20 protein-coding genes are annotated in these 22,276 nt (G+C 36.1%); 2 read left to right on the plus strand and 18 right to left on the minus strand.

The annotated features are described in order from the left end of the window. Positions 1–81 precede the first annotated feature (81 nt). The 5 genes from ALGA_RS19985 to ALGA_RS20005 form a co-directional block, all read right to left on the minus strand. A complete protein-coding gene (locus tag ALGA_RS19985; protein ID WP_096432284.1) occupies positions 82–1,236 on the minus strand; it encodes an FMN-binding protein in 1,155 nt (384 codons plus the stop codon). 4 nt (positions 1,237–1,240) lie between these two features. Further along, the gene (locus tag ALGA_RS19990; RefSeq protein ID WP_096432285.1) at positions 1,241–1,522 is read right to left on the minus strand and encodes a hypothetical protein; all 282 of its coding nucleotides are present in this window, start codon (positions 1,520–1,522) and stop codon (positions 1,241–1,243) included. 18 nt (positions 1,523–1,540) lie between these two features. Beyond that, positions 1,541–2,965 carry a reductive dehalogenase gene (locus ALGA_RS19995; protein WP_096432288.1) on the minus strand — a complete coding sequence of 475 codons (1,425 nt, stop codon included), beginning with the start codon at positions 2,963–2,965 and terminating at the stop codon, positions 1,541–1,543. 86 nt (positions 2,966–3,051) lie between these two features. Continuing rightward, positions 3,052–3,954, minus strand: coding sequence for a SphA family protein (locus ALGA_RS20000; protein ID WP_096432290.1), 903 nt, complete (start codon positions 3,952–3,954; stop codon positions 3,052–3,054). Between the two features lie 468 nt (positions 3,955–4,422). Then, positions 4,423–5,523: a helix-turn-helix domain-containing protein gene (locus tag ALGA_RS20005; protein WP_096432292.1), complete on the minus strand. Its 1,101-nt coding sequence runs from the start codon at positions 5,521–5,523 to the stop codon at positions 4,423–4,425. A 1,648-nt stretch (positions 5,524–7,171) separates the two neighbouring features. Here ALGA_RS20005 and ALGA_RS20010 point away from each other — a divergent pair. Next, positions 7,172–7,633 (plus strand): 3-oxoacyl-ACP synthase, encoded by a 462-nt coding sequence (locus ALGA_RS20010; RefSeq protein WP_096432294.1) that lies wholly within the window; start codon positions 7,172–7,174, stop codon positions 7,631–7,633. Positions 7,634–7,669: 36 nt separating this feature from the next. Here the strand turns inward: ALGA_RS20010 and ALGA_RS20015 are convergent, their stop codons facing one another. From ALGA_RS20015 to ALGA_RS23040, 8 genes are all read right to left on the minus strand, one after another. Further along, positions 7,670–8,068 carry a hypothetical protein gene (locus ALGA_RS20015; RefSeq protein WP_096432296.1) on the minus strand — a complete coding sequence of 133 codons (399 nt, stop codon included), beginning with the start codon at positions 8,066–8,068 and terminating at the stop codon, positions 7,670–7,672. Between the two features lie 79 nt (positions 8,069–8,147). Continuing rightward, the gene (locus tag ALGA_RS20020) at positions 8,148–8,549 is read right to left on the minus strand and encodes a NifB/NifX family molybdenum-iron cluster-binding protein (RefSeq protein WP_096432298.1); all 402 of its coding nucleotides are present in this window, start codon (positions 8,547–8,549) and stop codon (positions 8,148–8,150) included. Between the two features lie 243 nt (positions 8,550–8,792). Further along, on the minus strand, positions 8,793–9,965 hold the full coding sequence (locus ALGA_RS20025) for a DUF418 domain-containing protein (protein ID WP_096432300.1): 1,173 nt from the start codon (positions 9,963–9,965) through the stop codon (positions 8,793–8,795). 193 nt (positions 9,966–10,158) lie between these two features. Beyond that, the gene (locus ALGA_RS20030; protein ID WP_162845499.1) at positions 10,159–10,734 is read right to left on the minus strand and encodes a porin family protein; all 576 of its coding nucleotides are present in this window, start codon (positions 10,732–10,734) and stop codon (positions 10,159–10,161) included. Between the two features lie 178 nt (positions 10,735–10,912). Then, positions 10,913–11,887, minus strand: coding sequence for a Gfo/Idh/MocA family protein (locus tag ALGA_RS20035; RefSeq protein ID WP_096432304.1), 975 nt, complete (start codon positions 11,885–11,887; stop codon positions 10,913–10,915). Between the two features lie 75 nt (positions 11,888–11,962). Continuing rightward, positions 11,963–14,107 carry a tetratricopeptide repeat-containing sensor histidine kinase gene (locus ALGA_RS20040; protein WP_096432306.1) on the minus strand — a complete coding sequence of 715 codons (2,145 nt, stop codon included), beginning with the start codon at positions 14,105–14,107 and terminating at the stop codon, positions 11,963–11,965. Positions 14,108–14,418: 311 nt separating this feature from the next. Then, on the minus strand, positions 14,419–14,985 hold the full coding sequence (locus ALGA_RS20045; protein ID WP_145957689.1) for a metallophosphoesterase family protein: 567 nt from the start codon (positions 14,983–14,985) through the stop codon (positions 14,419–14,421). A 98-nt stretch (positions 14,986–15,083) separates the two neighbouring features. Beyond that, positions 15,084–15,239, minus strand: a complete 156-nt coding sequence (locus ALGA_RS23040; protein WP_153244863.1) for a hypothetical protein — start codon at positions 15,237–15,239, stop codon at positions 15,084–15,086. 992 nt (positions 15,240–16,231) lie between these two features. Between ALGA_RS23040 and ALGA_RS20050 the strand changes: the two genes are divergently transcribed. After that, positions 16,232–16,960, plus strand: a complete 729-nt coding sequence (locus tag ALGA_RS20050) for a hypothetical protein (protein ID WP_096432310.1) — start codon at positions 16,232–16,234, stop codon at positions 16,958–16,960. Between the two features lie 343 nt (positions 16,961–17,303). On the opposite strand, the gene ALGA_RS20055 is transcribed toward ALGA_RS20050, so the two are convergent. The 5 genes from ALGA_RS20055 to ALGA_RS20080 all read right to left on the minus strand — a co-directional run bounded on the left by ALGA_RS20055 (position 17,304) and on the right by ALGA_RS20080 (position 22,270). After that, entirely contained in the window at positions 17,304–17,897 is a 594-nt protein-coding gene (locus ALGA_RS20055; protein ID WP_096432312.1) for a hypothetical protein, read from the minus strand. 406 nt (positions 17,898–18,303) lie between these two features. Beyond that, positions 18,304–18,957: a transposase gene (locus ALGA_RS20060; RefSeq protein WP_096432314.1), complete on the minus strand. Its 654-nt coding sequence runs from the start codon at positions 18,955–18,957 to the stop codon at positions 18,304–18,306. A gap of 389 nt (positions 18,958–19,346) precedes the next feature. Next, positions 19,347–19,670, minus strand: a complete 324-nt coding sequence (locus tag ALGA_RS20065) for a hypothetical protein (RefSeq protein ID WP_096432315.1) — start codon at positions 19,668–19,670, stop codon at positions 19,347–19,349. Positions 19,671–20,225: 555 nt separating this feature from the next. After that, entirely contained in the window at positions 20,226–21,350 is a 1,125-nt protein-coding gene (rsgA, locus tag ALGA_RS20075) for a ribosome small subunit-dependent GTPase A (protein WP_231706002.1), read from the minus strand. 215 nt (positions 21,351–21,565) lie between these two features. Then, on the minus strand, positions 21,566–22,270 hold the full coding sequence (locus tag ALGA_RS20080) for a peroxiredoxin (protein ID WP_096432321.1): 705 nt from the start codon (positions 22,268–22,270) through the stop codon (positions 21,566–21,568). Positions 22,271–22,276 lie beyond the last annotated feature (6 nt).

Raw genomic sequence — 22,276 nt, forward strand, 5'->3', positions numbered from 1 at the left:
ATGTTTGTGGCTAAAAAAGCCAATATCGAAAGTAGCATGACTCCATAAAATAATAGAGCTGCCAATTGTGTTTGTTTCTTTTTATCCATTTTGTTTCTTCAATTGGTTAATCAATTTTTTTCTGATATCGATAAGCCATCGAAAACTGGCACCAACAGGGCAAAAGTAATGACAGAAAAAATCAGAAATAAAGAGTGATCCGATTAATGATGCTGGAAGAATATACCATTGGATACCAATACCATCTAATGAGAAAAACATTGCGAATGGTTCGTATGCTGCCAGTGTAGGATTTTTCGAAATTAAGATTAATAGTAAAGACAACCACAATAAAAACTTAGGCGTTTTAATTAGGTATCTGCTTAGCTGTGGAGCTATTTTGAAGTTGATTCCTGAAATTTTATTTAGCAATATTTGTCCTGCATGAAATGGACATATTGAGTTGCAATAAACATTTTTTCCCAAAATGGTAATTATCAACAGATTTCCAATTAAGAGAATCCACCATACAAGATGTTGCCTGATATCTGGAATGAATCCCAATATCAATCTGGCTATGTGAGAAAGTGAAATGGATGAATTAATCAAAAAACCGATAACGATAAAGGAACTGAAAAGGGTCAGATATCTTAGTTTTTTATTTTTAAATTGAGTTGCAATAAATGCCAGAATAAAAATTAAAAGCACTAAGAGTTCATATAAACCAAATTTCCAGCCAATACCCACATCGGGAAGATCCATAGAAAAGTTATGAGAAGCAATGCTCCATGAGGCTTCCCTGCTTGCTAAGGCTATTGCATTGGAACTGATAGTTGCTCCCGAAACTGCTGAAATATCATCATGTATCAGAAATTTATCATTAAGTATTTTATTGGGATATTGATCGAAGTAATGTTTATTTTTTAATTTTTCGATATAAGCATGTGTTTCGGTATCATGAAGCAATTCTGAATTGATAATTTTCCCCAAGCTATCAGCTAATATCATCACTTTTAAGGGGCCTCCATAACCTTGCGATTCTCCACAAGAAACGTAACCAATTAAATTATTTCCTTTATATGCTATTATACTTCCTTTTTCATTACATATTTTATCGATTTGATACTCTTGAAACAATCTAGAATGAGAAATTAGATCAATCTCTTTTGTGTTCGATTGTCCAATGTAAAAAGCAATCAACAGACTTGCAAATGCAAATCCGTTGATTAATGATTTTTTTAATTTATTGATTAACATGTTTTTACTTCTTTTTTAAAGCAACTTTTCGACCTAACAAAAGGAATAAAAGTGATGGGATTCCGAATATAACTAGGCCCATACTTGCTGCCCTTGGCACACCTTCTAAAACTGAACTAACCGACCAGGCAATGCAAAAGATGCATAAAAAGCTACCTGTTCCTAAAAGAGCCCAGCTTAATGCGTTAAACTTTAATTCTTTATTATATTTAAGTAAACCCATCACGAATAATGTGGTAATAATTCCTAATAAGTAGAATAATGTTTCTATTCCTGTAAAAATCATAGTAATAAGATTTAAAGATTAATGACCATTATAACTTCGTCCCTTTGGATCATAGAATTTGTCAATTTTTTCTAGATTGCCAACTTCTCCGTATCCAAAAAGTTGATCCATCTCTCGCATGAAATCATGCACAGGACCAGGCATCGCTGCTGTAATTTTGTCAACCAGTCTATGGTGCCAGAAATCAGGTTTATTATAAGGACAGGAGGCCATACAAGAACCACAATCAGTACCAAACTCTCCCCAAGTATAGAAACATTTTCTAGCATCCATATAATATTTTTTCACTCCCTTAGCATTGTACCAGGATCTGTCTTTGTTTTCATGAGTTGGCTCAAAAGAGGGCTCTTTATCAAAAGTAATTGCTCCATTCGGACATGCATCAGCACACCTCATACAGTTTTTACAGAATTCCATTGCACCAAATTCAATAGGTTTGTCGTATTCAACAAATTCAAAATCAGTATAAATCTTCGCCAATCGAACACGAGGTCCATATTTATAGGTAATTAAATTTCCCATTCTTGACCCTTCACCTAATCCGGCAGCAATGGCGTATGGAATACTTAAACCAGTATCATTTCCGCATGGCACAGCTTGATATCCTAATTGCTTTAAAAAAACAGCCATTTGATAAACAGTCTTTGTCATTGATGAGTATTCTGCACCTGCACCTGCACCTTGAACATCAGTAGGGGCGGTCGCAATGGCCTCATAATCCATTTCAAAAGCCACTACAATTACAGATTTAGGCTCGAAAGGAAATCTTTCCCAACCATAAACAGAGTCTTCAGGTCTGCCTTCCATTATTGCTTGAGGATCTACAAAATCAGAATAATCCCATCGCTTATCTCTTTTGGTAATTCCTACTAAATCGGCACCATATAGTTTTGCGGCTCTTTTAATAGCATTAGTAGCCTCTTGTTTATTTTCGAATTCGTACTGATGTTCGTTTACCCAGTCGTGATGGGGAAGAAATTCACCTTCTTTTTTTCTATATTGATCCCATTTTAGAATTCCTGAGCCCGAAATAGCTTGTGAGGCTAAAGGAGAAACATTATTGTGCAATGCCCAACCTCCGGCATTTAAAGCTTTTGATAATTGATCAAATCCTTTTTTCTCCTCATAATGCATAAATGTTTTGTAGCCAAATTGTTTTCCTGAGTTTGCTACATCTACATCTTCAGGGTGAAATCCCCAAAAACCAGCCGTAAACATAATATCTTGGTTGCTATGAGGTTTATAATCATCACGAATTTCATGTGGAAATTCATCATGTGTTTTGATGAAATTCCCAGCAGTTTTTTCATCAATTTTTTTAGTTATCGTTTCTTTTGCTTTTGCAGGTATCGCTATAGCACCAAGTGCGGCACCTGCAGCACCAAGCTTAAGGAAATTTCTTCTGTTTAAGGCGCTTGAATTGTCAGTTTTTTTGTCTGTCATATCGAATGTTTTTTTGCCGCTAAATGATAATTTAATGATTGAAGTATCCTGCTACGAATGTAAAATATAGTAGCAGGAATTATTACTTAAAATCCTTTTACAAACGATAAGCAGCTCATGAAACCTTCAGATCTATCTTTTACGCCAAATTCCTTTTCAGCTTGTAACGAGAATACCATATTTAATTTTGGAATTATCATTCTAACAGAAGGTCCAATAGCAAACTGACGATCGTGATCATTTGCATCGTAAAATACATCAGCACCTTTGTCATCAGATACTTGCCATCCTGCATATCCAGTTACTCCTAATTCCCAAACTGCATTCGCCTTAGGAATTGTTTTTGATACACCCCATTCAAATCCGAAACCATCTCCAGTAGTAACTTTATAATCGTCTTTTTCACTATGAGTTTCGTATCTACATAAAGCTGAAGCTGCCCACAGCTTATTTTTAGTTAGATAATAGGTTCCTCCAAAAGTTACCATTCCTGTCCACATTCCTTTTCCAGTTGATACAGCTTCCGTCATATCATATTTTCCCACAGGAAGAATAGCTGCCACTGCAAATGCAGCGTCAAATCTATCTTTGTGCCAACCCAATATTACTGGTTCAACTGTGATATCTGCAAGAGCAAATTGAGAATCTGAAATACCAAAAGCTCCAATTGATAGGTCAGTAGAAACAAGAGGTACAATAATGTTCATTCCGTAATCGGCACCTAAAAATTTCTTATTAGTGATGTAGATGAATCGATGTACATTCGCAAAAACAGTTACATCAAAGTCAATATCCATTTCATCTCCATTGCCATCCATCAATTTATCCGATGAGTAATAGGCATTATACATTTTGTAATAAAAACCCGGTCCTGGAAGGCTTGCTGCTTTAATTCCTTCAACACCATAGGTGTAATATCCGGTTTCTTGTTGCGCTTGAAGTGAACTAGTAAATAAGAGAACTAGACTTAAGAATAATAATTTTTTCATAAAATTTGTTTATTAGGTTTGATTTTTCTTTTGTTGGGTTAGAACAAAAGCTTTAGCTTAAATAACATCTGAATTTCATTAGCGAATTCTAACGTTATTTTATATGCCAAACCTACTCCGCAAAGGTTTTAAAATCGACAATCCTAAGATTTTAAGACGTCTTATATTATTGGGGATACTACACATTAGTCATGTGCATAGGTTGTTAGGTGTGTTTCTGGCTTTACTGATTTTTTTCTCTTTTGAAAGTGATTTTGACCCGATTTCACGAGTGGAGTCTTATTGTAAGCGGAATGCTTTGGGAACACTTGAAAAATAGGGCAGAAAGAATTTGGTTTTCGGCTATTGTAAGAGGGTAAATATTGCCAATGTGTAAAATTTGCAATGAATTAAGGAAATTATACCTTACTATTATTTAAGGATAACTGCTTTTCTTTTTAATAATTGTTATCAGTCAAGAGTAAGAACTTACTTTTCGATTGTTAAGGATTTTTGGTACTCTGATGGAGTTTGTTTGGTAAATTTTTTGAAGGAAGCATTAAAAGTAGCTTTTGATTTAAAACCAACTTCAAATGCCAAAGCCAGAATAGAGTAATTTCTAAATTTCTTATCCTCTAATAGAATTTTAAACTCTTCAACACGGTAATTATTTACAAAATCATTAAAACTTTGTCCCAATAGGCCATTTAACGTTTCGGTAATGTGATGACTAGGAATTGTGAGTTTTTTACTGGTAGCAGATAATGAAATCTCAGGATCTAAGTAAACCTTTTCTTCCTGAAATAACTTATTAATTCGAAGTGCTATTGACTTTGCGTCTTCTTCTTTCAGACTTGATTTTGAGTATTGTTTGAAATTAACAATTGTTTTTTTCTTTTTTGTGTGATGTATTGCATTAGGACTCGTAATTACATGATAGGCTATTACATAACTAAGTATTAGGAAAAATACGATGTTTATCACCTCCAGAAAATTCCAATACTCATTTGTTACGCAGAATACAATTGCTTTACCAGTTAAGAGAACGGAATGTAATAGCATCATTGTAACAAAGAGCTTTATCATTAGGGTTTTTTCCTTATTGTATTTGAAGATGCCAATAATTTGAAACCTCTCAAGCTGATAAAGTTTCCCCAATTTAGAGATGACAAGTAGTGGATATAAAATATGTAACAGGGCTAATAACAATAGCATGCCTATGAATACGTATTTTTGAAGAATTTCATAGGCATATATATCCAGAACATATACACAAAGAAAAAGAAGTAGGGGGAGTATGGTATGTGGAGCAATAGATTTAAATTTTGCCAATTTCCCTGTCATTATCGATTCGCAGTAAAAATAGATTATTGGAGGTGAAATAAAAGCAAAACACAAAAAATAGGGTACGTATTGTTTAAGATCTGCGATGCTGTACGTGAAATAATAAAAAGCATAGTAGATCAACATTGAAAAAAGAATAACATTCAGATGAAGATTGGCTGGCGTTCTGAACTTTTTATGTGAAAGAATAACCATTAACCCTAATGTTTGTAAGGCACAAAGAAGAATGATTTCAGAAATTCTCATTTAGATTAGAGTCAGTTTGCTTTTTTAATAAAGTTTCAGCGGGTACAAGTTCAGATTTTCTGTTTGCCTTGAGTTAGAGGTGAACAGTTCTTAAATTGTAATGAAACGCTTTTAAAGTTAGTTTTTTTTGAATATTCTGCAACAAATATATTTTTTAGCAGAAGATCAAGAGGGTATTGTAAATTGTCAATTTCATGAAACAAAGCAGTTTCGATAATGTAATTTCTTATTTCTGATATGAGATTGAAGTGTATTTAAAATGAATAAAAATAATTTTTTTCTTAAAATAGAGAAGCCTGACCAACAGAGAAGGCAGAACTCTTGATGGATGAATCGACTTTAGACGGATTGTAATATTCAAATAAACCCATGTGGTAGCGTATAGTTAGCACTAAACGATCGGATTCCAAATATTAAAAACCCAGGACAGCTCCATAATCGAATTCTTAGAATAAGGATTTGCCTATATGTGCATCACTACCAACTTTTAATTTTGAATCTAATAGATAGCCGAATTGTGGATCAGGAGATAATTTTGGGTCTTCTTAACTAATCATGCATAAATTGCAGTCAAGCGAAAAGGGAAGTATTTTACATGCGTCCCTTTGTTATCATTTGCTCAAATAGTTTAGCCCGGAGTAAATGAGCACAGCGAATGCCACCCTGGAATATTAATGTGGCAGTAAGTACCAGCGCAGGTAAAAAAAATATTTGGAAAGCAATTCGCGTTTGCGTCGGAATAGCAAAAGGCTTATCCTCGAAGCTTGAAAAGTTGAAATCCGAACCTTAGGACAGTTCCGATAATTCGTGAGTCAAAGCTTTACTTTAGGATAGTTTTGAATGTTACCAATTTTCAATAAAAGGAGTGAACCTCATTATTTTTTGCTTGTCCTTTAGCCGGACGGGCTTTTCATTTTTTCTAGGATAAAAAACGAAACAAAAAATCATTGACAACGTCCTCAATCACCCGTTACTAGTTCGATTGCTAAACAAAAAACTCGCTACGCTTAAACAACTTTTTGTTCTTAACGCTCTCTTCACTAAGGGGTCCCGATCTCCGGACTCAATGTCAAATCTACATCCTCGAAAGATTGCAATTTTGCATATTCATGGACTAAAAAATAGCTAATTTAAGTCTCAGACCCAACTTTTACAGGTGATTCCAAATTGTGGGCCTAAAATAAATTTGAATTGCTTGAAATGGCGAGATTGTATTGGAACCTGAAAATAATTTATAGAGCTATTTATTTTATCACTATTTAGTGTATCTCTTGAGTCTAGTCTTGAATAAATAAGCTTAGTTTATAAGTCAATATTTTTATTGAATTGATAACTTGATAATATACCGGCATAAGCTTCTGTTTAAATAATCTATCATCGGTTTCGCCTCGGAAATTTGTCTGGCTCATTCTTACTTTTACACCCTAACGGAAATCTTGTGGAGGCATTAAAAATGGCAAAAACTATGAGTAGGAGAGTTATTGTTTTTTCCATCTTATCCAATTTAATTGAATTATCGATAACACTAGAAAATATGATATTTTCTTCATAAATTAAGAAAGGATTTATGATCATTTTTGATAATAAATCCGTTAACAAGTAAGGTACAGACTGGAAAAAATAATTTACCGAAAATCCAACTAATTTTATGAGCAAATACTTAGAGATAAAAAAAGAACTGTATCGGTTAGCATCTCAGATAATAAGTGAGAAGTTAAAGTTCAATCAAGTGACTTTACAGGAATTAAAGGAATCAGCAGGAAATGAAACTAAGAGTAGTGCGGGTGATAAGCATGAAACAGGGCGGGCTATGGTTCATTTGGAACAGGAGAAAATGGTTCAGCAATTAGCAAGCAATCAAAGCATACAAAGCGTATTGCATAAAATTGACCCTGAAATTTCAAATCCGGCTATTTCTCTTGGTTCTCTTGTAATTACGGATAAACTTCGATTTTTCGTGTCTGTTCCTTTAGGTAAAGTTGAACTAAACAATAACGAATACTACTTGGTTTCTCTAACCTCTCCACTTGCAAAACAATTTGTTGGCAAGCAAAAAGGGGATTGTATTCAATTCAATAAGCAAGATTATTTGATTGAAGAGATTGCATAGATTGTATTATTTTGTAATTGCAAAGTAGTAAGGTGATTATATGCTTGCAATGCAAGTTTCATGTGCCATTTTGCTTATCTCTTGAATTGCTCCAAATAAATCAACTAAGTCTTCATCAGTGGGTTCTGAGCGATGATACTTTTCCAAAGAGCAAATAGATTGGATGTTCTCGTATTTTAAAATACGGGTTTTAAGGGTTTCATCAATTGGCATCACCTCTTCCAGTCCATAAATAAGATCACTATAGGTGTGATTTTGAGGCATGTTGTGATGATAATCCAATATTGCCATGATGTATCCTTCTAAGGACATCGATAACAAATTGTATCTAACGGTATTTCCCAAGATGCTTTTTACGCCTTTTGGTGTTGCCCCTTTTAGAAATTGATCCCCATCCTGCATCCATCGGTTCCAGTTTAATTTTCTTGCTGTCATATCGGGTTATTTAAGTGTAATGATTCGGTAATAGAATTTGCTTGATTGGAACTAATAGTGGTAAATTAACTACACAAAACTAGTATCCGGAACTGCAGGATCCGCAAGATGAATTGCGATTTGAAACAGCAAGTTGTGGAACATTTTCATTCAATATAGTAAGGGGTTTCAATTCTTTTTTGTCGAACAGGTTAATATTTTCATCTAAACTATTTCCCTGTGCAGGATATAATGCAATTCCCATTTCTGTAAAAAGATGAATGGCCATGATTGGCATTTCTCTTATTATCACCGAAAGGATACCCTTGCGTTTTAATGCAAAGCTTATGTTGCCAATTTTGCTTGTTAATGCATTAGTTGGTATCCACTCATAAGTTTTATTCAAGCTATCGTATATGCAGTAAGAGGCAGCATCATCAAATTCTTTTGTAATCTTATTTTTTGCATTTTCATGATCAACCACTGGTATCAATACTTTCATAATCTATTTATTTGTTAGTCGTTCTAAAAAATATACAAACGAACAGGCAAAATAAGTACCGTAAACAGATAGTCGTTATATTTCAGTGAGTTAATGAATTCTTAAGATCCTAAAAGTTCCATTTCTGTAGGGGTTTTAATCGAAAATCTACAAAAATGTATGATTGCCTGCCGCATTGGTAACAAGGGCAGAAGATCGTGTTGGAAAATTACCAGGGAATTGATGATGCGTGAAGAGTAAAATCTATTTAGCACCCAACCAGGTAGCTTTGTGCCAAATAGCCTCCAAGGGTCCGTGAGTATGTTTTTTATTCCACCAGAAACAAAATAGCCCAAGAATTAGAGCAAGGCTGATACCGATCAACAAACCATAAGTTGCGCCTGTGTATTGATACATTCCAAGACCAAAGCCGTAGTAGATACTTGCACCTAATATGGATTGAAATACATAGTTGGAAAGGCTCATTTTTCCTATTGCTGAAAAAGGTTTCAGAATATTTTGAAATGCATTTGTGTTGAAAAGTAAAACAAATCCGGATACCAGAAATATCATGAATGAAAGATTACTCCATGAGGCTTCGATGGTCTTCACAGATCTACGGATGGCTTCACTACTAATTAATCCGCTTAGGTGTTTTTGAAGAATAAATAATGGGATAAACAGGACGATTGAAATGATAAATGTCCTTGTCCAGAATTTCGTATTTTTATCCGATTGAGAAAAAAGATTCATCCGACCGGCCAGCATCCCGAATAGAAAAGTTGAAAGAATATGGAAAAATCGCCCGTTCTCCCAGCTCCAGTTAATAACCGCCATTTTTCCATTGGTCAGATTTCCATAAACCGTATTACTAAAAGAATCCGACTTAACGTATTCATTCATTTTGCCGAAATAGGTCCATGATATTGGATTGGCCAATTTAATATCAGGATTTTGTATTGCTTTAAACAAGTTAAATAATTCGTAAGGCTGAATGAATAGGAGTAGAGCAATAGCAAATACCCACCTGTTGTTCAGTTTTACCAAAGGGATTAAAAACAAACCCACAAAGGCATAAAGAGTAAGTATATCGCCTTGGTAAAATGCTGAGTTTATGATCCCAAAAATGAAAAGAAGCACCAAACGCCAGGCAAAACGGGCTCTAAAATCATTACCCCGTTTGTTTTGATTATCAGTCTGAATAAAAAAGGTTAAGCCAAACAGTAAGGCGAATATAGCGTATGATTTACCTCCAAAAAGGAAAAATAAGGAATCCCAAATTATTTTATCTGTGGAGACCATCCATGCAGGAAGGTTTGCTGGCGAGAAATAGATGTCGAAATGTTCTATGTTGTGTAAAAGCATAATAGAAACAAGGGCAAAACCTCTTAAGGCATCGACAACGTGTAAGCGGTTTTTGATTACAGGCGCATTCATTCGTGGCTATCTTGGTTAAACAGAAGATGCTAATTTAATTAAGTTTTTTGTTTATGACAAGAAGGAACAATGTTGGCTGAATAGAATAGCCCGGGAGGGAAGCAAGCAGTTACTATCATGAATTGGAAGGTTCCTTAAACCAAAAAATCCGATCAGGTTGGATCGGACTTTGTTTTTATAAATATAAGAGGAATTAGAATGATGCTGCTATACCGACTTGAAAAACTGAATTTTTAGCATCTACTTCAAAATAGTCATCATTAAATATCTCTGATAATCCGAAATTGTATCGAACTTCGATGCTAAATTGTGTGTTGAGTTCATATTCCAGACCAAGAACTACTGAAAAATCCATATCTCTCATTCCTTTATCGAAATCCATGGAGTCTCCGTCTTCCTCTAATTCAGAACTTAGGTGAATGCCAACTTGAGGTCCTGCAATTGCATATAATTTATCGGAACCAAGCATTTTTGCGCGTAACAAAAGAGGAATGTTTAAAAAGTTTGTTTTAAATTTTGATTCAATTCCTTCACTGTCATCAGATGATCCTTGACGGGAATAAACCAGCTCGGGCTGAAAGGCTAGCCATTCTGAAAGAGTCATTCTCATAAAACCACCAAAGTAGATGTCTGCTTTAGAATCGCCGTTAAGGTCATCGCCACTAAAATTGGCTAGATTTAAACCTCCTTTAACTCCATATTTAATATCCTGGGCAAAAGAAGATGTGCCAATTGCAATAATGGCAAATAATAGTACAAGTTTTTTCATATGATTTGGTTTAACAATTAGTAAAGACCTAAACATACAAAATGATATTGTAATTATTATGTGTCAAGTTTGCCAAGTACTGTACTATTAATTAAAAGGTGCTTTTATGCTGCGGATATTTTCTACTGAGAGATGAATGGATTGGACTGTCAAATAGTATGGCCAGTTTATTCGGTTTTCACCCTTTAAGTATTTGATCCATAACCCAGGTGGTGTGTGCGGCAGTTTGGCCAGTTGAGGGATGTTTACGATTACCCAGCAAATGTTCCCTTATGTTTTTAACATGATAGAGCTGAATATTTTCCGGATTTTCGATGAATAACTCACTCATTCCTTCTGAATTTGTAAGCAACAAGGGCGTTTCGTCGAAAACAGAGAATTCAATTTTCCCTTTACTGCCATAAATTTCCACACAATCTTCACGATTATTACAGCCGAAATTCCAGCTTCCCGAACCAGTCACTCCATTTTCGTGTATCCAACATGCTGTAACTGCATCTTTTGAAGAATATAAATCTTGTTGGTTTAGGCTTAGTCCGGTAGCTGTTTTAATATCGCCAAGTAAAAAACAAAAAAGGTCGAGACCATGGCTGGCCAGATCATCGAAGTAGCCACCCGCTGCTATTTTAGAGTCGGTTCTCCAATTGTATTCTCCTGACAGATCAAGTTCATTGGCCGACTTGCTTAAGTGCCATCTTATATGTCTTGGTTCGCCAATAACACCTTCGTCTAACCATTCCTTTACCTGTTTAAAACGAGGCAATGACCTGCGGTAGTAGGCTACAAACAAAGGCAATTGCTTCTGCTTAAAGGCATCGCAAATATCTAAGCAATCCTGAGCATTTGGAGCCATCGGTTTTTCAATACAGCAAATTTTTCCAGCTTCGGCAACTTTTAATGCATAGTATTTGTGCGAATCGGGCGGGGTAGCAATATAAATGGCATCAATTTCGCTGTCTTGAATAATTGCATCAGAATTGGTATCGTATTTCTCAATGCCATGTCGGGAAGCATAATCTTCCAGTTTGGCTTTATCACGTCTCATTGCGGCTTTCAGCTCAAAGCCTTTGGTCTTCTGGTAAGCGGGTCCGCTTTTTATCTCGGTTACATTTCCACATCCAATAATTCCCCAGCGAATATTCTTTTCACTCATTTTATTTCTATTTAGACCTTTTTGTTAGCTTAATTTTTTTCGACTGTGTAAGTATCAAGGAGTGCTTTGGGAATATTAATTGCTTTGATGTACAGGTAAAGAAAAATACATTGCACTGCCTTCACCAAGCTTACTTTTCACCCAAATTTGGCCATCGTTTTTATGAACAAATTCCTGACAAAGGATTAAACCTAATCCCGTTCCTTTTTCCTCATTGGTTCCTTCGCGTTGAACATTCTTTTCAATATTAAAAAGACCATCCATTATTTGTTCACTCATGCCAATACCTGTGTCACGTGTGCAAATTTCGAGCATGTTCTTATTTAATTTGCACGATAAATAAATTACACCACCTGAATTACAGAACTTAATGGCATTACTAAATAAATTGGAAACGACTACTTTAATGGTTTCCTTATCTGCCCAAACCATTTGTGTATCATCAATATTATTTACAACATTGATTTTTTTTAATTCAGCAGTCGCCAAGTTTGGTGAAATACTCTCATTTATAAGGCTTTTAATCTGATGAGCTTCTTTATGTAGTTGAATTGCTCCACTTTGTGACCTCGACCATGTTAATAAATTTTCGAGAAGGGAATAGGTCGATTTAGAGGCATTTCCAACATGATTGATCATTTCCATTCGCTCATCATCGCTATATTCATTATAATGGAGTGCCAATTCATCATTAAAACCTAAAATTGCACTAAAAGGACTCTTTAAATCATGAGCAATAATAGAAAAGAATATGTCTTTGGTTGCATTTGATTTTTGAAGGTTTTCTTCGCTAATCTCAAGTTTTTGGATATTTTCCTCCAGAAGTAATTTTTGTTTTTTAATTAGTTTATGATTTGATTTCAGAATTTTGTTATTTTTCTTGGACTTTAAAAAATAGAACACAACAATTACAATTGCTAAAATGAGGAAGATAATTGCCAATAAGGCACTTATAAATTTATTTCTCATTTTAATAGCAGTATTTTCTACCTGCTGATTTTTAAGTGCCAGTTTAAGTTGTTGTTGTTCCTGTTCATTTTTTACTTTCTGTTCTTCAAATTCGACTAAAAACCCAGTTACTTTCTCACTTTTTAACGAATCTATAGCACTATTTGCCTTTAGTAGTGAATTATAAGCTTTTTGATGATTTCCAATATGGGAATAAGCTTCAGCACTCATCTTATAAATTTCTGGATACTCTTCGTGCAAACCAATAGAATCGGATAAATTAAGGCATTTGTCGAGAAAATAAATACTCTCACGATACTGTTTTTGTTTTAAAAGCGTTTCTCCTTGTTGACGATATACTCGCACCAGAATGTGTTGGTAATTATTTTCGATACAAATTTTACGGGCTCTAACTATATAATAATTGGTTGAATCAAAATTGTTGATGCCATTGTAATAACCTGCTAGGGAAAGAAATAAATAGGATCGAACATATTCACTATTAATTTTAGGCAGTAAGCTTTTTATTTTCTGATAATCGGATTCAGCCTCTTTAAATTTTTGATGTTCCACCTTTAAAACTCCTGCATTTGAATAGGAAATGGCCAAACTTCCGACATTAATGGCTAGTTGTTCCTTGCTAATCTTTTTTTGTTCTCGACTAATAATTTTTTGTTCAAGATCAATAGATTTTTGAAAATAGTTTAAGGCCAGATCGTAATTATCGAGTCGTTTGTAAATGGCACCGATGTTATTATATCTTGTGGATAAACTACTCGTATCTTTTAATTTTTCGGCAAATTCGAGTGCTTTAAGATTATAGTTAAGACTTTTTAATTGACTGGATCCATAAGAAGCTAAATAACTTATGCCACTGTAACAATCCAACATATTGATTGAATCTCCTTCTAAGCTAAATTGAATAAGAGCTTTATCAAAATTTTCCATGGACAGTTTTAACTTTCCTGCTTCAATTAGTGCTCTGCCTTGGTATGAATGAGATACGGCAAGTCCGTGCAAGTAGTTAATTTTTTTGGCCAGTATTATGCCTTTGCTACTATATACCAAAGAGCTGTCAATATTAATACCACCAAATAAATAAGCTATTTGGTTGTAGTTATCTACGATTTGCTCCTGATTGGTTTCAATTTGATTTACTTCCTTTAAGGAATCAATTTGAAATCGCTCCTGATTTATATCTTGTGTTGATGCAAAACCAGTGAGGAAATTAATGCAGATAAATATGATCGTGAGGGCTAGAACTTTTCTCATGCCAGTGGATTAATTTGTGTGACTAAAAGTAGCAAAAAAAATATAGAATGCCTGACTAATATTCGCAATAAATATTTCTCGTATTAGTTTAAAACAGGGCGATTGAGCTGTTTTGTGTTTATGCTAAACTGCATTTGTCTTAAGGTAGTTAAATTGTCATTTTTGAAGTAAGTGGTGAAAAGTTTTGAATTCAATTTGTTGCAGATAGATTCAATATCGGTCGAGTTTAGTATCTGTATTGATGGAAGCCATTTTTGCCTGTCATTCAGTTTATTGGTATTCAGTTTTTTCTCAGATATCGAAATCTGGGCTTACCATTTACAATTCCCGAATACCGTATGTTGAAGTGAGTAAAGGATTCCTTTTTCATCTAGTTCAATAATAACAGCGTGAAGTTGCTGTGCATTGCGACCAGGATTAATGCAGTAAGATTCCCCTATTTTTTCAATCCAAGTACCACTGAGCATTGGAGATTCATGAATGTGTCCGTGCAAACTTAAAATAGGTTGTCGCTTAGATATTTGGTTTGTGAGGGCCTTACTGCCCAGGTGTGTTTGTTCCCAGCTTACATCTAGCTTACCTCCATAAGGGGGAGAATGGCAAATCCAGATACTGCTCTTTGGATCGATATTATGGAGTTGTTCCTCTATACTTGGTTTTGTTATGAAGTAGTCAGAAGGAATTGGTTTTACAATACCAGTGGTGGTGGAGAAGTAAGCGCCTTTTTGAGGATGAATTACATCTGATTCAAGATCCCGGGCTTCGTAATCTTTTCGGGTAAAAGGGGTGGGAGGTACTATTCCGTAGCCCGATAAACGGATGTTTTTGTAGAGATAACTTTTCAGGCGAAGCTGCATAATGATATTTGGGAGAGCCAACTGCTCCAATTTAATAATGCTTGCCGGCCAGTCGTTGTTACCCGGAATAAAAAGAATATCAAGCTTAATTTCCTGTGCGAATTGTAAAAAACAGCGGTCTATATATTGCAGCTGATCGGAGACTTTCCGGGTATGGGCAAATAGATCTCCCCCAACAAAAGAGCATCAGCATCCTTTTCCCGTGCGATAATCTCAACCAGCTCATCGTACAGGTATTGATCTCCATGAAGATCTGAGGTGTAGATCAGTTTCATGTGCTTTTAATTTCTGTTAGATACCATTACACTTGCTACTTAAATATATTGCTTTGGAATGTTAAAGTCAAACAAATACCGTATTGGCATATTGGAGAAAATGAAGGATGAAATAGCATCAGATAATCTTGGGACTTATTGGTGTTTGGTTTTTTAGGAACGCGATGCAATCGCCCACCAGCAGGTACTTGTTGATGTTCGGAAGCACCGTCAGGGTAAAAGGAAACTCGGGGAGATGATACCCCGTCAGCGGTCGTAGATCCCTGACGGCGGTTTGTTATTTGTGGTGTTATTTGAGTTGGTGAGTTTTGCGTTTGAAAGCGCCGTCAGGGTAAAAAAAACACTGATGGGCTATTCTAAATTAGGTGAATATCAATTGCTTGTGTTTTACAGGTAAATCATAACAAAATTATCCTCGTATTTCCTAGTAAGAGTGGGGTATTTGCTTTGAGTGAACATATTTATGAAGTGTATTGTTTTGCAGATGTGCTAATAAATAGTAACTTCATGATTCGATTTTAAAAAATGTATTGTTGAGTAGAGGGGGGCGGTAATTCAAAATGGCATAACATGTTGCATCAGGCATCTTTTCTTCTTAAAAACAGCTGTTTTACTCCATATAAATGGGCATCTACTTGCGTGGATGCCTGTTTTAGCAAAATACAAAGCCCTCGGAGTTACATGAATGCCTGTTTTAGTGGCTCACAATGCCCTCGGAGTTTCATGAATGCCGATTGCCGCAAAACACAAGCTCTTCGGAGTTTCGCAGATGCCGATTATATTCACACAAAAGGCCCTCGGAGTTTCGGGAATGCCCATTTTGGGGACACACAATGCTCTCGGAGTTTCGGGAATGCCCCCTCCGTGTGCTCGGAAAGGCTCCTAAAACAAGAGATTTTACAATAATTGCATGTTAAATCATTTTAGAATTATCCGGATCAAGCGAAGACGATATTCATTGATCCTTTTGTTTAACTATAATTAAAGATTAAATGGCTTCTTTAGTATTACCTACATCCGATTTAAATCGGTTAAAAATGTTAGATCGTTCCATTGCAACTGCACAGAAAGATGCAGTATTAGGAACTAGTTTTATTCCTCCCAAATTGCTGCGCGAGGCAGAAGAGCTGAAATTGAAATTTCGGACCGTTTACGATCTAAGCAATTCCAGCTTATCGGTCAGGCAGAAAGAGGTTCGCGAGAAAAATGAAACCTTTGTAAAGCTGGAGGTTGTGGTACGCGATTTTTTTGATGGTTTAAGAAGAAGAACCTACCGAATGGATCATCCGGCAGAAGTGTTGCGTTACTACAACATTACTGCGGGGGGTGAATTACCTACTTTCAGTAAGGATATGGATTTGGTAACGGCTGCCGAAAACATTCTCTTGGGAGAGCAAAAGGCAGTTGAAGCAGGGTATCCGGCTATGAGCAATCCTTCGGCAGAGGAAGTTGCTTTGGCTTTGGAGTCTGCAAAAAAGGAATTCGACGAAATTGCTCCTGCCGATCGTGCTGTAAATAAGGTACAGAAAGATTTGGCCGAAGTTCGCGAACCGGTGGATGAAATGATTAAGGAAATTGCGGCTTACATTCAATTTTCGATGAGAAACGAGACAACTTCCAATGTGCGCAGATTTATGAGAACCTATGGTTTCGAATACCGATACCTGCAAGGCGAGCCTGTGGATGAAGAACTGGTAGTTAATGAGACTCCTAAAATTTAGTTTTACCCCGTCAGCGGTCGTAGATCCCTGACGGCGGTTTGTTTTGGGAATTGTTGGGTTTTTGTACACCGCCGATCCCGAAAGCGCCGTCAGGGTAAAAAAAATGGGAGTAGATAATACCCCGTCAGCGGTCGAAGATCCCTGACGGCGGTTTGTTATTTAGGGTGTTGGGTTTTGGTGAGTTTTGTGTTTGAAAGCGCCGTCAGGGTAAAAAAACCGCTGACGTGCTGTGGGGGAGATTAGAAAAGCCACCTGTGGGGTGGCTTTCTTTTGTTTATATAAGGTTTGAATATGGTGAGTTTGGCATTTCAAATGCTCCATAAAAGCACGAAGCCTATATGCTTTATTTTAATTTGATTCCATCAGCTAGCAATTTAAATCCAATTGGGATAAATACACCAATCAAAATATACCAATGTGTATATCCGTCATATTTTGCATATAAAAAGAATCCTATAAGACTTGCTAAGCCTAGCATTACTATCGCATATTTAAAACCATCCAAGATTGTAATTTTAAGAATGACTTTATCTTCTTTCTTTTTTCTCCATTTATTATCAATAAGTAATGATAAACCAACAAAAGATAAAAGTCCTGTCAGAATTGTCCAAGGACTAAATTCCGTATTTATTTCATAAATATAAATTGTCCACCAACCGAAACCAACAAATAAGGTCAATGCATAGAAAATATCAAACCACTTAACGGTAGTTTCTTTAATGTCAAGATATTCATGAAGAATTTCCTTTAATCGTTTATTTATTTTCTCTTTATCTTCCGAATCAATATCTCCAGAATTTATCTTCTCAAGTAATTCTAGGTCTGTTTTTAATTTCCGTTTTCTATTAGTTTGAGATAATGAGTCTAATAGTTTTATTATTACAGAAATTAAACCAGCAATAGATATAATTAGTTTTAAAACTGTTTCTAATTCCATAGATTCTTATATTTAATAGCATTCGAAAGTAGGCATCTTTTCCAACTGATGCAAGAAATCATAAGAAAAGATATTGGTAAATATTTTGGTGTTAGTGAGGTGGGCGTGAACTTACCGTTAAGACAGAAAATATGATGCCTTTTATTACCCCAAACCCCTAAAGGGGCTTATTGGCAGTAGTTTTGGGAAGAAGTCCACTTTAGGGGATGTAGGGGTGGTTTCGAATTGGAAGAAGTTGCTGTATGAAATTAAAGCGCCGTCAGGGTAAAAAAAACCGCTGACGGGCTTGGGGAGATGATACCCCGTCAGCGGTCGTAGATCCCTGACGGCGGTTTGTTATTTGGGGTGTTGGGTGTTAGAGTTTCTTCCTTAAAGCGCCGTCAGGGTAAAAAAACCGCTGACGGGCTTATTCTATAATTAAATTTTCGATGTTGATGTAGTCTTGTTTCTGTTGGTGGTAGCTAATGAAATTTTCTTTATTGTCGAACCAATGGATTAATTCTTCGCGTTTTAGTTTGCTTGGCTTTTTCGATAATAAAGAATGGTAAGATGTCCATGGATAATCGATGGAATTTTCGCAAAAGCCATGATGTGAAGGGTTGTTGTGAATATAGCTAATCAGTTTCTTAAAATAATTATCTGATGTAATATGTATTCGTTTGAAAGGGCTTTCAAATAAGCTGCCGCTTCGTTTGTATTCCTTATTTATTGACTGAGCATATGCATTAAATAAGTGTGAGAATTGACGGGAGGGATCGTATTGTTTCGAGGAAACCCCGTCAGCGGTTTTTATTCCTGACGGCGGTGTTATAGTAGTATGATTATTCTTTTTAATAGGAATAAATCCGATTTCATTTTTCTCTTTTATTCGCACTAATATGTGAAAATGATTCTTCATAAGGCACCATGCAAAAGTATCAGCAATTTCTTCGATGTACTTTTCGTAAAGTTGAAGGAAGTGAGTGTAGTTATCATTTGTTCGAAACAAATCTTCACCATTAATACCTCTGTTGAAAATATGATAATAATTGCCGTGTTCTATTGCTTCAAGAAGTCTCATTAATAAGATTTTCACATATAATAATAATAATAATCTAATTTACTAGTATATTATGAATAGTCAAAATCTCATAAAAATGTATGGGTAAGAGTTTCGGGTGTTGGTGAGTTTTGCGTTTGAAAGCGCCGTCAGGGTCAAAAAACCGCTGACGGGCTCGGGGAGATGATACCCCGTCAGCGGTCGAAGATCCCTGACGGCGGTTTAAGGAAGTAACCAAAGCAGGGGGAATAATGAGAAAAGCCACCTGTGGGGTGGCTTTTTTATTTTAATTAGATTCAGTTTTTGAAAGCATTTTAACTCTTCGATATCCTGAAATGGGCCAAATTCTTCGCGTACTTATTAATAAAAACACATGAAGAGATTTAGTCTGTATCTTGGTAATAGGCTGTCTACTTATTCATGATTTTATCAGCAATTTTCTTAGCGTCGCGGCAATATTTATCATCACCCTCTAATTTCCATTCGCCGGTGTTTTCAATGTAAAAACGAACTGTTTTCTCTACAACTTCTGCATACCCACCATAGGATGTTAACATATTTTGCACTTCTTCAATATATTCAATCCTGCTAAATTCATCTTTTAACACCAAACTCCACAGTTTATTGATACGTTTGGATTTCTCTTTGTAAATAGGGTCTATCGTTTTGTAAGCCATTAAAAAAAGAGAAAGCGCTTTTGCTTCTGGTGATGGTTTTTCTGTTTTTTTTATCATACTCTTTGTTGTGTATTAAAATAAATCGCTAAATGTGATTTACTATTATCATTCGATTCTTTTCCCATTGGTTTTTTCGCACGACGCACAATTTCTTTATATCTGTACTGGTGCGTTTATCCCTACCTATAGGAATGAGTTGTTCTCATTTTTATTAGAGCCCGAAAGTAGCCATCTTTCCCAATTGTTGCAAGAAATAGTAAGGAAAGATATTGGTATGTGTTTTAGGTGTTGGTCGCTGGGCGAGAGCTAATACCTCAAACCCGACCCTTTTGCTCGAGAAGAAGGGAGCTTTCTTTCAAAAATGTGTAGATACAGAAGCTGTATTCTCTTCTCCTTTAGGAGAGGGATAGAGTGAGGTTTTTGAAAAGTCATGGAAAAAAAACGCTTACTGGTTCTGGTATTGTTGTTTTCACCCCTTCGTTTGTCGACACTTCTCCTTAAAAAGGGAAGACTCAGTTCTGTCGTTTTCTTCCTTTGCAAAGGGATTTCGAAAACTGTAGGAACGAAGGACAGAGGGGGCCATTTTGTTTTTGGGAGAAGTACTGATTCTGCTTAGAACTTATCCTGTTTTCTTTGTTTTTTTACATTTTTAACCATCTTGCCAAAGCTTTTATCCTTGCTTTTCTTTTCCTGCACCGTCGATTCAAAATGAGTTTTTTCCCGATGCATTTTTTGAAAATTAGCGTAGGTGTTGGCATCAATTTCACCATTTTCGACAGCTTCTAAAATGGCACAGCCTTTCTCGTGTTGGTGGGTGCAGTCTTTAAATCTGCAATTTTCAGCATATTCCATAATGCCATCAAATGTCATTTCTAAACCACTCGCGGTGTCTGTGATTCCAACTTCCCGCATTCCTGGGTTGTCGATTAAAATCCCGCCATTTTCAAGCACAATCAATTCTCTGTAGCTGGTAACGTGTTTCCCTCTGTCAATACTTTCGCTAATCGCACCTGTACTCATCAGTTCCTTACCGCTCAACTTGTTTAGCAGTGTCGATTTCCCTACGCCCGAGGAACCAAGCAAACAATAGGTTTTCCCCTTATTTATGAGTGCTGCTAATTGATCTAATCCAGCATCCGATTCATTACTGATGGCAATTACAGACACATCTTTAATGCGTTCTGCGATCTGATTCAGAAGCGTTTCCAACTCGACAGCAGTGATTAAATCAATTTTGCTTAGAAGGATGATCGGCTCCACATTAGAGGCATAACAGATTGTCAAATACCTTTCTAATCTGTTGATATTAAAATCCCGGTTAACGGACTGTACAATTATGCCGCAATCGATATTTGCCGCAATTATTTGCACCTGTCCTGATTTGCCAACTGCTTGTCGTTCAATCACGGAACTGCGAGGGTAGATGGCATGAATCAGAGCTTTGCCTTCATCGTATTCCGAAAAAGCAACCCAATCGCCAACGGCCGGAAAGTCATGTCTGCTCTCGGCCGTAAAGCGCAAATTACCTATCAATTCAGAATCGTACTCATTTGTTGGTGTCTTTACAACATATCTTTCCTTGTGTTCCGATACAACCCGACCCATCTCAAATGAATCCAATCCTTGTTCATTTCGATATTGTTCTAGTTCGTTGTTATATCCTAAATCCTCGTAGATCATTATTCCTGTGTTTATTAATAGTTGTGTTTTACTTTGCTTGAATATCAATTTAGCCATCTTTCCTAATTGTACCAAAAATCACAGGAAAAGATATTGGTAACTATATTAGGTGTTGGTGAAGTGGGCGAGAGTCAACATCTCAAGCCCAGCCCTTCTCCTCGCGGGAAAGGGTGAGGTTTTTAGTGACAGGACAGCACAGTCAGGGTTAAAAAAGAGCAGCACGTTCATCCATCGGATAATCGTGCTGCTTGATTTGATATGATGATTAATTGTTAATCCATAATTTCTTCAATTGTAATGTAATCTCCAACATGCCCGGCCATCTTTTCAGCATCGGTGTTAACTGGAAGAGTTTTTTTGCCAGGTCTCCATCCTGCAGGACAAACTTCGCCAGTTTTGGTTGCATGTTGCCATGCCTGCACCTGACGTAGGAATTCATTTACATTTCTACCTACAGAATCAGCTTGTACTTCCTGAGCTACACAAATACCATCAGGGTTGAATAAAAAGCGACCACGAAGAGCAACACCTTCTTCTTCAACAAGTACTCCAAAAGCACGACTTACTTCTTGGTTGCCATCAGCACCAATGATTAGTCTTAAACCTTTAAGTAGTGGTTCAGTTTCAACAAATCTCTTGTGCGAAAATTTAGTATCTACTGATATTGCAAGAATTTCAGTGTTTAAAGCCTTAAAATCATCGTATTTAGCATTCATTGCGGCAATTTCAGTTGGGCAAACGAAAGTGAAATCAGCAGGATAGAAGCATATTACAGCCCATTTTCCTTTGTAATCCTCGCTTGAAACTGTTGTGAAATGTCCGGTTGCCGAATTAAAGGCATCCATTGTGAAATTTGGCATTTCTTGTCTAACCATTGTTGAACTCATCGTTTTTTCCTCCTTTACTTGTTGATTACTATTTTCTGTATTTTCTACTTGTACTTTTTTTCTAGGTTTTAAGCCTGTGTCGCATCCCATGATATA

This window comes from Labilibaculum antarcticum (genome assembly GCF_002356295.1).
In the GTDB taxonomy this organism is placed as follows: domain Bacteria; phylum Bacteroidota; class Bacteroidia; order Bacteroidales; family Marinifilaceae; genus Labilibaculum; species Labilibaculum antarcticum.